At 38.4% G+C, this 15,369-nt stretch carries 10 protein-coding genes and 2 pseudogenes; 5 read left to right on the forward strand and 7 right to left on the reverse strand.

The genetic code is table 11. The features are described 5' to 3' along the window. The 5 genes and pseudogenes from dnaK to ACW6QF_RS13745 all read left to right on the forward strand — a co-directional run bounded on the left by dnaK (nucleotide 1) and on the right by ACW6QF_RS13745 (nucleotide 3,805). Entirely contained in the window at nucleotides 1-1,920 is a 1,920-nt protein-coding gene (gene dnaK / locus ACW6QF_RS13725; protein ID WP_298551678.1) for a molecular chaperone DnaK, read from the forward strand. Between the two features lie 224 nt (nucleotides 1,921-2,144). Beyond that, on the forward strand, nucleotides 2,145-2,669 hold the full coding sequence (locus ACW6QF_RS13730; protein ID WP_456088273.1) for a helix-turn-helix domain-containing protein: 525 nt from the start codon (nucleotides 2,145-2,147) through the stop codon (nucleotides 2,667-2,669). Beyond that, nucleotides 2,666-2,863: pseudogene (locus ACW6QF_RS13735) on the forward strand (site-specific integrase); the annotation flags it as partial. The gene ACW6QF_RS13730 and the pseudogene ACW6QF_RS13735, both read left to right, overlap by 4 nt. Next, nucleotides 2,862-3,164, forward strand: a pseudogene (locus ACW6QF_RS13740) (relaxase/mobilization nuclease domain-containing protein); the annotation flags it as partial. The pseudogenes ACW6QF_RS13735 and ACW6QF_RS13740, both read left to right, overlap by 2 nt. Beyond that, entirely contained in the window at nucleotides 3,164-3,805 is a 642-nt protein-coding gene (locus ACW6QF_RS13745; RefSeq protein WP_456088242.1) for a hypothetical protein, read from the forward strand. The pseudogene ACW6QF_RS13740 and the gene ACW6QF_RS13745, both read left to right, overlap by 1 nt. Nucleotides 3,806-3,831: 26 nt before the next feature. On the opposite strand, the gene ACW6QF_RS13750 is transcribed toward ACW6QF_RS13745, so the two are convergent. From ACW6QF_RS13750 to ACW6QF_RS13780, 7 genes are all read right to left on the reverse strand, one after another. Continuing rightward, a complete protein-coding gene (locus ACW6QF_RS13750) occupies nucleotides 3,832-4,362 on the reverse strand; it encodes a very short patch repair endonuclease (protein WP_456088243.1) in 531 nt (176 codons plus the stop codon). Nucleotides 4,363-4,482: 120 nt separating this feature from the next. Continuing rightward, nucleotides 4,483-8,322, reverse strand: coding sequence for a hypothetical protein (locus ACW6QF_RS13755; protein ID WP_456088244.1), 3,840 nt, complete (start codon nucleotides 8,320-8,322; stop codon nucleotides 4,483-4,485). 16 nt (nucleotides 8,323-8,338) lie between these two features. Next, complete coding sequence (locus ACW6QF_RS13760) at nucleotides 8,339-10,543, reverse strand: DUF2357 domain-containing protein (protein WP_456088245.1); 2,205 nt, start codon at nucleotides 10,541-10,543, stop codon at nucleotides 8,339-8,341. Nucleotides 10,544-10,569: 26 nt separating this feature from the next. Further along, nucleotides 10,570-12,324, reverse strand: a complete 1,755-nt coding sequence (locus ACW6QF_RS13765; protein WP_456088246.1) for an MrcB family domain-containing protein — start codon at nucleotides 12,322-12,324, stop codon at nucleotides 10,570-10,572. An 80-nt stretch (nucleotides 12,325-12,404) separates the two neighbouring features. Then, on the reverse strand, nucleotides 12,405-12,608 hold the full coding sequence (locus ACW6QF_RS13770; RefSeq protein WP_456088247.1) for a helix-turn-helix transcriptional regulator: 204 nt from the start codon (nucleotides 12,606-12,608) through the stop codon (nucleotides 12,405-12,407). A gap of 137 nt (nucleotides 12,609-12,745) precedes the next feature. Continuing rightward, complete coding sequence (locus ACW6QF_RS13775; protein WP_456088274.1) at nucleotides 12,746-13,456, reverse strand: hypothetical protein; 711 nt, start codon at nucleotides 13,454-13,456, stop codon at nucleotides 12,746-12,748. A 4-nt stretch (nucleotides 13,457-13,460) separates the two neighbouring features. Beyond that, the gene (locus tag ACW6QF_RS13780; RefSeq protein ID WP_456088275.1) at nucleotides 13,461-15,038 is read right to left on the reverse strand and encodes an ATP-binding protein; all 1,578 of its coding nucleotides are present in this window, start codon (nucleotides 15,036-15,038) and stop codon (nucleotides 13,461-13,463) included. Nucleotides 15,039-15,369 lie beyond the last annotated feature (331 nt).

The following is a 15,369-nucleotide window of genomic DNA, read 5'->3' on the forward strand; positions in this document are numbered from 1 at the left end:
ATGGGAAAAATTATCGGTATCGACTTAGGAACAACCAATTCTTGTGTTGCCGTACTCGAAGGCAACGAACCGGTTGTAATTGCAAACAGTGAAGGTAAAAGAACAACACCTTCAATCGTTGCTTTTATTGAAGGCGGCGAACGAAAGGTCGGTGACCCTGCAAAACGTCAGGCTATCACAAACCCGGAAAAAACAATATTTTCTATCAAACGTTTCATGGGTGAAACCTATGATCAGGTTCAAAAAGAAATCAGTCGAGTGCCTTATAAGGTGGTGCGTGGCGACAACAATACACCGCGTGTCGACATTGAGGGACGCCTCTATACTCCTCAGGAAATTTCGGCTATGGTGCTTCAGAAGATGAAGAAAACGGCTGAAGACTACTTAGGACAGGAAGTGACGGAAGCCGTCATCACCGTTCCGGCATACTTTAGCGACGCACAGCGACAGGCTACTAAGGAAGCCGGTGAAATCGCAGGCTTGAACGTCCGCCGTATCGTAAACGAACCGACTGCCGCTTCTTTGGCTTACGGTCTGGACAAGACGAACAAAGACATGAAGATCGCCGTATTCGACTTGGGTGGCGGTACATTCGATATTTCTATACTGGAACTGGGTGACGGTGTGTTTGAAGTGAAATCGACAAACGGTGATACTCACTTGGGTGGCGATGACTTCGACCATGTGATCATCGACTGGTTGGCAGAAGAATTCCTGCGCGAAGAAGGCGTCGACCTGCGCAAGGACCCGATGGCTTTGCAACGTTTGAAAGAAGCTGCCGAAAAAGCCAAGATCGAATTGTCAAGCACGACAAGCACGGAAATCAACCTGCCGTATATCATGCCGGTAAACGGTGTTCCCAAGCACTTGGTCAAGACACTGACACGTGCTAAATTCGAACAGCTGGCAGACAGCCTGATCCAGGCTTGCGTCGAACCGTGCCGTCAGGCTTTGAAAGATGCCGGCCTGAGCACTTCCGACATCGACGAAGTCATCCTGGTAGGTGGTTCGACACGTATTCCGGCCGTACAGGCTATCGTTGAGAAATTCTTCGGCAAGGCTCCGTCCAAAGGCGTCAATCCGGACGAAGTGGTAGCTGTAGGTGCCGCTATCCAGGGGGGTGTATTGACAGGCGAAGTAAAAGACGTTCTGCTGCTCGATGTGACCCCGTTGTCATTAGGTATCGAAACTATGGGTGGCGTAATGACCAAACTGATCGAGGCCAATACGACTATTCCGACCAAGAAGTCCGAAACATTTACAACTGCCGTTGACAACCAGCCTTCTGTAGAAATCCACGTATTGCAGGGCGAACGTTCACTGGCTAAAGACAACAAATCGATCGGCCGCTTCCACCTCGACGGAATTCCTGCCGCACAGCGTGGCGTTCCACAGATCGAAGTCACTTTCGATATCGATGCAAACGGTATCCTCAACGTATCAGCCAAAGATAAGGGCACAGGCAAAGTGCAGAGTATCCGTATCGAAGCTTCCAGCGGTTTGAGCGACGACGAAGTAAAACGCATGAAAGAAGAAGCTCAGGCAAACGCCGAAGCCGATAAGAAGGAAAAAGAACGTATCGACAAACTGAACCAGGCCGACAGCATGATCTTCCAGACGGAAAAACAGTTGAAAGATCTGGGCGACAAACTTCCGGCCGACAAGAAGGCTCCTATCGAAACAGCCCTGAACAAGTTGAAAGAAGCCCACAAGGCCCAGGATATCGCCGGCATCGATGCCGCCACGGCCGAACTGAACACCGTATTCCAGGCTGCAAGCCAGGAAATGTACAACGCCCAGAACGCCCAGGGTGGCGCACAACCGGGTCCCGACTTCGGCCAACAAGCCGGAAGCAACGCCGGAAACAGCAACAAGCAGGATGGCGGTGTGACGGATGTTGATTTCGAGGAAGTCAAATGATTCCGATAAGGATACAGATAATAAACAATAAGCAAAAGCGTGCAGCTCAATGAGTTGCACGCTTTTTGCGTTTATGGGGTTCATGGTTGCTATGTGTTTTCTATGGGCTTTTTTATCTCTTATTTGCGACATGTTTGCGACACGTCTTATTTGGCGATAAGGTACAACTTAAATTGATATAAACCATTTAAAACGAGAAGAATATGCCAAGATGAAATTACACTATTCAAAGAAGTTGTGAGGAGTGCGGTAAAATCTTTACTCCTCCCACATTAGTGTCGAAGTATTGTTGTCCGACTTGTTCCAAGAGAGCGTATAAGAAAAGACAAGTCGCAAAAGAGAAAGAAGCGATACGCCAAGCACTGATTAGACGAATACCATCCTGCAAGGGGTATCTAACCGTAAAAGAGGCTATGTTGATTTACGGCATTAGTAAAGATGTACTTTATCGTATGATACGGCAAGGATTGATACCGTCATACAATTTTGGCCAGCGTCTGATACGCCTTAGTCGGCAGTATATGGATGAACATTTCAAAACAAAGGCAGGGAGTAGAAAGAGAAAAAAGGAAGCATTGTCCTTTGAACCCAAAGATTGTTATACCATCGGAGAGATCGCAAAGAAGTTCCATATCAATGATAGCAGTGTATTTAAACACATACGCCGTCATTCTATTCCTACACGCCAAATCGGCAACTATGTTTATGTTCCCAAATCTGAAATTGATAAATTATATAAGTCGTTATGAAGAAAGCATTACCTAATACCAAAGTGACCGTCAAGCTCAGAAGGTCGAATTATAAAGAAGAGTGGTTTCTGATTATAGAATCATACCCAGTTTATAAGCGAGGTTCAACTCGGGCAAGCCGTGTGGTGGAATCCCTTAACCGGACTATATCCACGCCTGTTTGGGACAAATCGTCCATTGCACGTATTTTGCCTCAAAGGTCAGGGTATAGATATGCGCTTTAATCGTGTTGATAATTCTGATAAGATTCGTGGTATATCATTTTGTCAAGATGGGTATAGTGTGGCTGGTTCCAAACTTGACCGCGATTTGAGTTTTAACAGCCTTTGCGTTACATTGGGCAATGTAACTGCGGAACTGATTATTCAACCTCATCAAGCCATAATCTCCGGTGGAGGTGGAGGAACAAGTAATGAACAGGGATGGCGAGACGATAAAGACAAGGATAACCAAAGATACGAACCTTTTTATAAACCCTCAAAACGTAGAAGATAATGAAAGAAGATGTAGTGGCAGCCAATCTTGCGAATTTGCGCCAAAGTATCAATGAATTGAAAGAGAGTATTGAAAAACAGAACGCTACTGTTCCTAAATCGGGACAGACTGTGAATTTGGGATTTGACGAGAAGACCATCTATAATGGAGTGGCTAAGACCTTCTGCGCTTGTTGGAATGATGCGCTGTCGGTAGTCAAGAAGCACGTTTGGAAACAACAGCCGGACACATTGCCATTTTCATTATGGTTTCCAAAACTTGTTGAACTGTTTAAGCAAAAGTCCAAACTTCTTGAATATCTTTACAGGCACGTTTGTGATTACAATGTTAATCGTATGACCATTGAAGCAAATACTGAGTGCATATTGAAACGGCAGAATGAGATTTTGGCAAAAATTCATGAGTTGAAAAGCCCTGTAACCATTATTTCACCCAATATCAATGGAATGTTTATACGGGGTTATCATATAAAACTCCGATATGTTGTAGCCTTTATTGTCGCTATTGTTACGTGGGCGGTTGCTGCTTCTGTTAGTAGTATGAGGTATAAGGAAGAGGGCTTTGCGTATTATTCGATGTTTCGGGCAATAAAAGAACAGCATCAGAACCTGATAGAAAAAACGGGGATAAATCAAAGATAAATATGGAATAACTTTTTTTGGGGGAATCATTCGTGGTTCATACTATTGTTTTTCCTTTCATAAACCACTTCTGACTCAGCCACCATGAGTGTATCATCTGTATCAGTCAGTTCGTATGCCTTGATTTTCCTATCTTCAAGAAAGATATGATTTAGTGTATAAGCTAATGACTCAAGCGTTTGCAAGCGGAGTTTAGGTTTTAATTGACACTCCCAAATTGTGATACAATGCCAGCCCATAGCAGCAAGCTGGCATTGTTCTTTTTTATCTCGTTCCTTATTCCTTTCTATCTTGTTTGACCAAAAATCAATGTTGGTTTTAGGCAGACGAAAGTATTTGCAGTTTTCATGACCATGCCAAAAACAGCCGTTCACAAAAATGACAGTTCTGTATTTGCGAAGCACCAAATCAGGATGACCAGGAAGGCGTGGATGGTTTAGCCGATAGCGGAAGCCACGGCTAAAAAGGAACTTCCGAACCAGTAATTCTGGTTTAGTGTCCCTCCCTTTTATAGCGGACATACAACGGTGACGTTGTTCTTTGGTTAGTCTATCCATATAGTTTTATGGTTTAACACATTCCTGTATAGGATTAGATGTTTCAAGATTGCATACAATTGTAAAGTAAATCAGAACGATGCGAAATCTTTGTTTTTGTAAATTTAATGATTTAATCCCTTAGGATGTTTTTTCGTTTTCTATCAAGTACAAACGAATTTCCATATCTCTATTAAAGATGGATTGCATAACATTGTCCAATTCATCCACAAAATTAATCCAACATTCAGAATGGAATATAGACTCAATAACATGAATTATATTATGTAGTTCATTAAGCAATGGAACATCATCTAATTCTAACAATTTGTTTCTTAACAGACCAATCATTGATTTGTGTTTCTTAAATTCGGTAAGGCATTTTTCTATATATATATTGATTACATGTAGTCCCAATTCATCTGTCTTTAAAACAGCATGTTTCATCTTTATTATTTGATGTCCAATGAACAGAATACTAGTAGCAAGAGACATTATATCCTCATAATTTAAAAGCTTTGCATCAACAGTTTCTTGTTTCTCGGAGATAAAAATAGGATATAATGAATTGTTGTTTTCTTTAGTGCCCAATAAATGTCGTACATTATAATTGCGAACCATAGATGAAACTCTATGCTTATTACCGTTTTTGTCAATATACAGTGATTGTACTGATATTGTTATGATCGATTGTCTTAGAATATATTCCTGACTTGTATAAATATCATATTTCCCAAGTATATTTGTCAGAATATCATCAATATGCATGTAAGCTCTATTATATTCTTCAATGTCGTAGAATTCAATTACTATATTGAGATTTTGTTTCTCTCTATTTATAATACAATTTATTCCTTCATCAAAAAAATCATTTCTAATGCTATTTGCTATTTTTTGAGGTAAATTGGTCTCCAATTGTTTATATCTTGCCATCTGAGATGCTATAGTTACGTTGGTGATATTACGACACAGTGTTTCCCAAAGAACCCATAATGATAGAATTGAGTTGTATTCTTTTTTGTCCAATAATTCAATATTTTGTTTATCAGAAATATAATCCAACAATTGTTCCTTGAATTTCGTTTGCATTACCTTTATTGCGATCAATGCTTCGAATAAACAAGCCTTTGACTGCATTCTATTATTATCTTTTTGTGATAAAACAGTAGGGAATTGGTGATAGAATCCTAAAAGATTTGATAAATAATTATTGATAGATTTAACAAATGCATCCCATGAGCTGTTTTTCCCACAATCGGAACTGTCTGTTATTCCATAACCAAATTCATTGGAATTGACAAAAGTTAATTCAGGAATTTCTTTACTCGTAGAAGATATACATAAATCGTATGCTTCTTTTATTTCTTTCAAATTAAATACACCCTTTTTAAAAAAGGTGGAGAATGCATTAGTCAACCGCTGGTTTGCAGTTGCAATTTCTTTTCGTATGGATATGAGTTTTGATGCATAATCTTTTTTATTAGGTATGCCGATTTTATTCTTATATTGATTAACAATGCATGCCCTTATTTCATACATAGCATCTATTGGAAGATTTGATTTTTGAATATTTTTCTCTGAATCAATAATCATATTTGATAAATCATCTTTGCCAAATTTTACATGATAGTTTTCCTTTTCAGGGAATGCTTTTCTTAACAGATTTATAATTTTGACTAGATGAGAATTTGTTGAATTGTCTTTTATCTGCTGATTTGGTGAATAATCATGTCCTCCAATGTAATCAAGATAGCAGGTTGCTTCAATACTGCTGTCTGAAATATTGAAATTGGTTATCAATTGTTCTATTCTAAGTTTTTTAACAAAGGTATTTTCAAGAGTTTTCCAACAATCTTTCTTTATCTCTGATGACTTCAAACCAAGAAGTATGGATGAGATTTCATCTGTAGTTAAAGGTGCTAATTCAAGTTCTCCTTTTAAATTAATACATGGAGAGGAATGTCCTAAACTTATGCGGTATAATGCATCTGATAAGGTTACCCAATCAGAACTAGAAGAACAAGAGACAGTAAGTTCATTACTGATAAATTTATTTAGAAGACAGAATATCTGATACTGAGAAGGGAATGAATTAACTATATCAGAAACATCAGGTACATTAGGAAAGTTATTTAACAAATCATGCAAACTTTGCCTAATGTTAATTTCTGTGAGATTTATAGGCAAATGGTATTCCCAAAAAGAACCACTCTTCTCTTTGAGTTGATCTATTAAATGACGGTTTTCATAGATATACTCTTCTGTTCCCTTCCATATTAGTGCACGAATAATGCCAGCAAACAAGTTTGCCGGGAGTATAGATTCACTAAAAGCAGAAGAGATTAATTGGTTTGTACTCATTCCTTCCCTATAGAGATTGAGCAAATACAAATGAGCATCAGTTATTTCTAATTTATAATAAAGAGACAATGCATTTTTTATTATTGCACAGCTATCGTTTCTGTATATTGACTCTATCAATATTTTAGTTCTTATTGGGTGAACTTCGGATAAAATTCCATTAGTATTTTCAACAAAAAATTCACCGTTATATTTTTTGATAGCGTGTTGGACATTAGAATATGAACCATTTCCGAGTAACGCCTTGGAGTTTCTATTTATATTGCCGCCGAGATAATTTGCGGTGACAATTTTTTCAAAAATGGACATTTCATATGGTAGTAATGTCTCCCATTGTGATATAAGTTTGTCTTTCAATGCTTGACCTTGAGTTATGAAATAAACAAATTCAAGTAATGGAACATTGTTACCAAGTCTATCCCAAGAAGATTCAAAATCAGCAGTTACCTGATGATTTCGATGGTGCAATGCATCATAAATGAGTTTTGCTTCTTCCTTAGTTAATACTAGTTCAATATCTTTGTACATAACTTCACTCCCCAATTTAGAGCGATATTGATTCCAATCTTCATTTCTGAGTGAAATTAAACAACATACATTTTTTATCATGCTAAATGCTTTAACTAACAGAATCCAAGAATCATCAGATGGCTTAGCATCGAAAAACAACATTATAGGGACTGTTATCCCGGTACATAACTCTATTAAAGTCGCTTGTAAATTTGATAAATTATTTTTGTCGCAGGAAGTTATTTCATATGCTAATGCGCAGTTATCTTTAATATAACGATAGGCCAAAGTACTTTTCCCCTGTCCTGAAGCCCCATGAATGATAACAACATTTTTTTCTTTGAATGCATTATGTATTGCAATATTTTTTTCAGGTCTAATTATATCTAAATTATTGGCAATGTGATTTGATGATACAGAAACGCCAGAATAAAATTGTTGCTTCAGGATGTCTGTGTCAATATGAAGAGACTGCTCAAATAGAGGGATCACACGAATACCAAATTCACTCAATGCGGTCTTCTGCCTGTTTTCAAAAGTTTGATAGCATTGTAACTCTCTTATAAATTCTTCATAAGTAAAATCGTGATGTTTTTCGGCTTTATCGCTTACCCATTGGAGCATGTATTTGATTTCTTTTTCGGGATTGAATATTGGAAATTGTTTCTTCAATTTCCCGATGATTTCACTATATAAAGTATCTTCATTAACAATATTTACTTCATATTGTGATGACAAAAGTTTGGCATATTTCTTTAGTTCTTTATTCTGAGAAAGAAATTCATATAGAAAAGGTGCATTTTGAAGATAATTACTCACTTCTCCAAATGAGATAAAACGTATGCATGCATGCCTGTCTCTTGATAGAGTCTGGATAGCACGCTTAAAAAAAGATGTTGTACCAGCAGGTGAAGCTAAATCGGATGGCTGAATTTTTTTATTATAATTCTTTATTTGAATGGTTTCAATAACTCGACCATTCTTTTTGATGTCTAAATCCTCAATACCTTCAGGAACATAAAGCAAATTAGAATCGCAATCGTTTATTACTCTGTGTATTGTATATAGAAATTGAGTTCTAAATCCTCTTATTGTGTCACTTACTGCCATAACTTTATTTGATAAATTACAATCCTTTATCCATTATAACTTTCTTATCCAACTCTTCAAAGGTCGTATCAATAAACGTGTAGTTTATCATCTTGCTTGTATTGATGGGCTGAATGTTAGCATATTGTTTGCGGAAGTATCGCAGTTCAAAAGCGAGACGAAGGTCGTTAATTCCTTCCTCTCCCTCTATTTGCTTCACCTCTTTTGATGTGATAGTTCTAACTCCTACTATCTCATATATATCACGAATCCCTTCTCCTTTAAAATAGGGCATGAAATAATGTAGGTTTTGCAGAGCAATTGTCGTTGGGAAATGACTACCTGTGTAGTAGAGGGTGGCATTGCCATCCTTGAAACTTTGTAGATAGCCTTTTCGACTACTGTTAATCACTAATCCAATGAGTACACGATTACCGACTTCTACGAATGCACCCTTTTGTGGTATCACTTTCGATACGATTTCGTGCGACTTGTTTTGGATAAGTTCTTCAATGAATTGTTCCAGAAGTAATCGGTTATGAGTGTCTTTTGGACGGAGTGGGAATGCTCCAATATTTACCTCATCAATGGTTTTACGGAACTTGGATACGGCAACATCTGCCGGTTCACCATCACCTGGGAACAGAATGTAGCCGCCTATGACCTCTTTTTTCAAAGCATCCGATTGGTGGTCTTTATAATAGATGGCATCGCGGTAACGGTGCATTTGGTTGATGGCATCTTCCGGTGGAACATCAACACCATTTTTGTTCTTCCCGTCAATACGGTATTTCGCATCAAAGAGATAGGTCATCTTCATTCCTTGTTGCAAATCGTTCTTGGCGAGTTGCAGTACAATATCCGGCTTTTGGGGTACGGTTGGTACTACCAAATCCTTTATGCCCACAGAACTGCTTTTGTGCTCCGAACTCTTGGAATTGTAAATAAGTTCAGCCAGTTCCACATTATCTTTCTTAAAAAGAATACGCGAATGTTCTCCTTTGCCTAAATCCCATGTAAACAGACCATTCATTTCCATACGGTTTCTATGGTCTATATCTTCATCAGATAAGTGCAGTTTTTCTTTTACTATATGGCTTACTTCTATGAAACACCAGATTTCATAAAGCGTTGCAATATCTTTGGTTTGCAAGCGATATATGCCATCATTCAGTGAATAGGAGCGTTGGAGTAGGCTCCATGTACGATATACTTGACTATATCCGGTAGCCTTTTGTAAAACTAAACTTTCTTGATTCATTCCTTTGTAGTTTCCTACAGTGCGGAAAAAGGAATTTCGTTGCAGATGTTTAAGTGCTGTTAATGTGGTTTGCATATCGTCCTTCATCACATCGGAAGCATTTTTCACAGCTTCTATACGCTTTTTCAAGATTTCATATTTGTCAGTAATTTGTCCAAGTGCAAATTTCAGAAACCTGTTTTCCTGTGTATCATTTGTCCATACATGTTCCTCTACACGGTATAAATGAGAGCAGTCATTTCTGTGTTCTGCCAATTCGTTTTCTATGTAAGAGGGAATAAATGTCAGCTTGTCAGCACGTTTGTAAGCATCCTTCCCATGTAGCCGATGCCGTGGGCGGTCAATGATATTTTTACAAGCCTTTATGAATTTCTGTTGTTCATTGGCAAATACGCTCCACCAGATTATTTCTGGGGTATCTCCGTTCGTATCGGGCGAAAAGCCATGAAAGGTTCTTCGCATATAATCAAGTGAAAGCATCCTGTACTCCTGTTCGATATCCTCGATAATGGTTTTCCAATGCTCGTGATAGTTGAGCTTTGTGCTTAACACTTCAAAAGAGAAAACAAACCTACGGATCTCTGTCCCTACTTGATATATGAACTGTATTTCACTGCGCCCAACCTCATTCCCATAGTTCAAGAAACCGGCTAATATCTGTCTGCGAAAAGTAAATTTCTCATTTTCATTTTGAAGAATGGAACCGAACTGTGCTTTTTTCACATAGTCCTTGAATTCAATCCAAATAGGATAATCGACATTATCAAAAAACACGGCAGGGGCTTGTTGGTTGTCCTCAATCGCAACTCTTTCTCCGATACGGTTGCTTAAAGTAACAGATGCCACTCCCTCCGACCAAGAGTAAGTAGAGTATAAACCTTCTTCTCCCACATTGCTCTTAGCCTTGCGCCAAATGTCATCGAACTTTGTACATTCGACAATCATTTCAAAATCCTGATGCTTTATGGTAAGCAGTTCCATCGTCCTTTGCGAATATCTGATTGTTTTTAGCTCCAGAAACTTGTATAGCCGGATGATAACCGTTCTTGCATCTCTTTCAGTTTGACTATGGAAACGGATTCTATTTTCTTATCTTCTCCGGTCAATGCCAACAGTTGCGCTTCGATAGTGGTAATCAACTTTTCAAGAAGTGAGTGCTTGACTTTTGTGTCGTCTCCTTCAATATGCGACAGTATTTTCATGCTTGTTATTTCATCCAATGCTGTTGCTATAACTTCATCCTCACTGAACTCATTTCCGTTTTCATCCATGTTGTATGGCAAATTGTTTACCACATAAAGTAAAAATTCGTTTCGCGTGCGGTAGGCGATTTTGAATGGTGTGCCATTAAGGACATCATTCACGGCTTGCAAATAGGTTAGTGCCTTGTTGCAAACATCTTCGTTCTCTGCATATACATCTACACCTTCTACGGCTGTACCGATAAGCATATCGCTATTCAGTTTACCAATGCGTTCATATTTGCTGTCCAATCCGGCATACAAATCCACTTCATTCATTTCTATGGTCATGGCACGATCAAGTACCTTTCGGGAGAAAGAGAAGGTTGTCTCGTCCATATTTACCGTACCCACAACAATAAGATTTTGTGGGATGGTGATGCCTTCTTCCAAAAAGCGACTCCTTAATGCTTCATTGTTTCTTGTCAGTTCGGCAGTCAATACCCGATACCAATCTTCCATACTTTTCTTTAAGATGGGATCTGTGGAAATTGTACTATCTTCATTACTTTTGCGAGATTCTATTACGCTAAGAAATTCAGCAAAGTATTGTTCTACAGGAGCAAGATTCATTTCATCCAGACAAAGGAAGTAAGGTACATCTAAGTTTTCCCAAGCTTGTGTGATAAATCTTAAGAAATCACCAATCACATATATGGGGCTTCCACTGACACGACTCACATATCCCATGAGTTCGGTCGAATCGTGCCAATTAGGTTTTACTTGAATTATCTCGAAATTTTTAGGTTTCTGAGCTTTGTATTCAGCGGAATTTTCGTCCCAACACGCACGGGCAAGTTCACGAACAATGCGACTTTTGCCTGTACCGGAAATGCCAGCAAGCAAAAGGAAGGGCTTGGTCTTGATGGCGGTTATATAGGAACGGAATTTCATGTTAACAATGGTTTCTTCATTTATATTCTTTGCCATAACAGGCTTTTTTGAATATGTTACTTCTTTATATTCTTGATAAATTTCAAGATATAAATTTAAAAGTTTAAGACCTTTTTCTTCATCTTCTATATTCCACAATGTATAATAAATGGCTCCAGCTCTATATCTTTCATCCGTAACATTCGCATTCCCATCTTGCTTGAGAAATTCGTTTTTTTGATTTAGGATGCCTCTGATAAGTTGAGTGTTTTTAGTAATATCTCTTATTCCCAGCCTTGGCCCGAACAGACCAGGCACAGTTGTTCCTTGGTTTAGAGTCAAATAAACTTGTTTATAATCTGATGAAAATAAAAACACCAGATATACACCTTCACGGGTGGAATTAGTTATATCCTTATCCATAATAGCAATCCAAGGCGTTTTTGTAGCTCTTCCTACTCCTACAGATCCCTTTATTGTATAACGGACTGAAACATTGCCTAAAAATTTATTGAATGCTGAGGGAAGTTGATGACATATTACATCTGTAGCCTCCCTATTTATATCAGAAGTCTTTTCTGCGTTTTTAAAAGAATCCGCTTTTGCAAATACTTTGCGAAAAAGGATATTTATATCTTTTATTATCATAAACTCTTTCTATGAATACTTAAATTATTCTCTGTGATATACTAAAAATAGATTCTTAAAATGTAGAAGTTATAGAGATATTATTTGATTGACCAAAGTAAATCTTTCACATCCACTTCTAAACATTCTGCAATCTTAACTAATGTCTCCAAATTCGGTTGCATGGTATTTGTACACCATTTTGAAATAGTTCCCGGATCTTTTCCTAACTGTTCTGCTAACCATTTATTGGTGCGTTTCTTTTCGGCTAAAACCACCTTCAAGCGATTTATGTCTTTATTCATATGTTCTATGATATATTTAATGAACAAAGGTAATCATTAAAATATAAACTCAGTTCAAATTATAATGATTTTCTAATAAATATATGTCGAAAAACGACTTTATATTGAAATATATTTCAATGCATATATTAGGAAACTTACTTAGATTGATTTTCTTTCTCCCTTCTTTCCCTAACTTTCTCCAATCCCGGCATCTTTTTAGCCAATGCACTTTCTCCGGCAGGAAAATAGAGAGGAAAAACTTTATATAAGAAACTCACAATTTCACTACGGCTTTTATCCATATTGTAAAAAGCAGAGCAGACAAAGTACATTAGTTCTTGCTGACTACATGTTTCTTTGGGCTGTATGCTTATTGAGGGGGCAACTATCAAGTCATGTTCAGCAAATGATAAGGCACTGGCAAGAATAGCTTCCTGTTCTTCTTCGGTAAACATCTTTATTTTTCCAGCCAACCATTCAAGCTTTCTTTGCTGAAGTGCTTGTTGCTTTTCGTTTTGATGCTCCAATAGGATTGCTACATTTTCTTGTTGCTTTTCTGTCAAGGCGTTTTCTAATGCTTGGTTCTTTCGTTTAAGAACATTGAACTTCAGTAAAGCGGCAATATACATACAGAAATATCCTACTGCAATATCGAATATTAGGACAAGCAGATTATTGTTACTTGAATTTTGTGTGTCACCAGCCATATACTCACTAATAGGGATAACAGCAAATAGCATGATGATGGCTATTGCATAAAGTACCCTGTATCGCATCTTGTGGCTTACTTGCGGTAAAGAGGCAAACAAAAAGGCGATAATCAAAACGGCAATTATTGCACTGAATGGTATGAAAGATGTCTCCATAGTTTTATTGCTCAGTTTGAGGGTTAACAATAATGCGCCAATAGCCACCATGATCTGCTCCTTCACGAGACAAAATTCCCATAGAACGAAGCTTTGAAATATGTTTTTCTACGGCTCGGGAGCTTATTCCTATTTTATAGGCCATTGCTTCTGCAGACATTGATGGGTCGGAAATGACGAAATCAATAATCTTTTGTGCGGTTTTCCCAATGCTTTTAGATTTGTTTTTCGAATCTCCGAACTTTTTCTCCGAACCTTTTTGGATTATCTCCGAACCTTTCTCCGAACTTTCTTGCGTATCACCAAAGGTTTTCACCGAACTTTTGCTGTTTCCACCGAACTTTTCCACCGAACTTTCTTCGTTTTCAGGGTACTTTTCGAGGGTACTGTTTACCCTGTTAGCCACTTCCTCAACAGGTATTCTTCCGTTGTCACCCCAGTTCAGATTATAGAAAGTGGTGTAGAAAGAAGTCGCTTCCGTTTGATATTGAGGTTCTTTGCCTTGCAGGAAATTGGGTAGTTTTTCCGTAAGCTCCCGCATTTTGCGTAAACCGGAGCCACGTTTCTCCATATAGTCCAACTGTGTGAACATGTCTGCAATGACAGGGTTGCGGCGCATGGACGGCACTTTGTATATGTCACGGTCTTGAATCTGTGTACCGTCAAGCATTGCGCCCGGTGATACTAGTTCTACTCGGTCATCGTAAATGTCAATATGTACTTCACCGCCCATCACGGTGTAATCCCGATGGATAAGGTGGTTTACCAATCCTTCGAAGATAGCACGGTCTGAATAGTCGGGGAGGTTTAGACGATAGTTCGGCATCTTCACCCAACCGCTCATGGTATAGTTCTTGATGAAGTCCATGCCATATTTCAAAAGCAATACAAGATTTGCCCGATGCTCTACGGAACTGATGGCATCATCTTTATAGAATCCAGTCCAACGGGTACAGAAGATACGGGATTGAAATACCGTGCAATTATCAACAAACAGCAATCCGGCATTGGTCAGTTTACCTTCAGGAGTTACCAGCCCGAATGATTCCAAATGCTTATCGTTCCATTCCTGATGGGTTTGCTCACGGAAGGTATTGGCAAGGATGATGAAAGAGTGCTTGCTGGCATCCACTTGGGTAGGTAGTGAATCCCACGTCATGTGCGTACCCTTCAATACCAACGAAAGAAGTTGTTGTGAATTGCACTCCACACTTTCATTACCCACTCGTGTATAGGCGGTACGTGTTCCGTCTTGATAATAATAATAAGGTGTAAGCGTTCCTGCCTTTACTTTCACTTCAAGCAGCGTATGTCCTTCATGTTCTATTGGGATGAGCTGTACTTCCGGCACAGGGTCAAGCCTTACCTTTATCATTTCACTGATGAAGTCTGCATCGGCTTGCGGATTTTCCAAACCTACAATCATTCCGTCATCGTTTACTCCATAGAACAAGCTGCCACCGTCCGTATTGGCAAATGCCGACACCGATTTAAGCCATGACTTCACTTTCTTACGTTCCAGCATTTCCTTGAAATCGTAAGTCGAACATTCCGCTATCAAGGTATTGTTATGTATCTGCATCCTTTTCTTATTGTTGTTGGGGTATAAACCATCTGTTTCCAGATACAAAGTTATGGATAAAAACGGAGAAACTGTTAAAATCACTGTTTTCTTTTGATTTTTATGCTTTTATCCTGCGTTCTTTATCAAGAAAAAGTGTACTTTTGTGGATGAGAGCCATTGTTGCTTATAGATGCTTATTTTCGGATTTGCGATATATTTGCAACACGTGTACGTAAATTGCTGATAGAGATAATATGTTGATTTTGAGGAAGTGAAGTAAACATATTTTTCACATAACACAAAAAGCGATTGCCGGGCATAACCGACAATCGCTTTTTTGTGTTCAAAT

Source organism: Parabacteroides sp. (assembly GCF_977054455.1).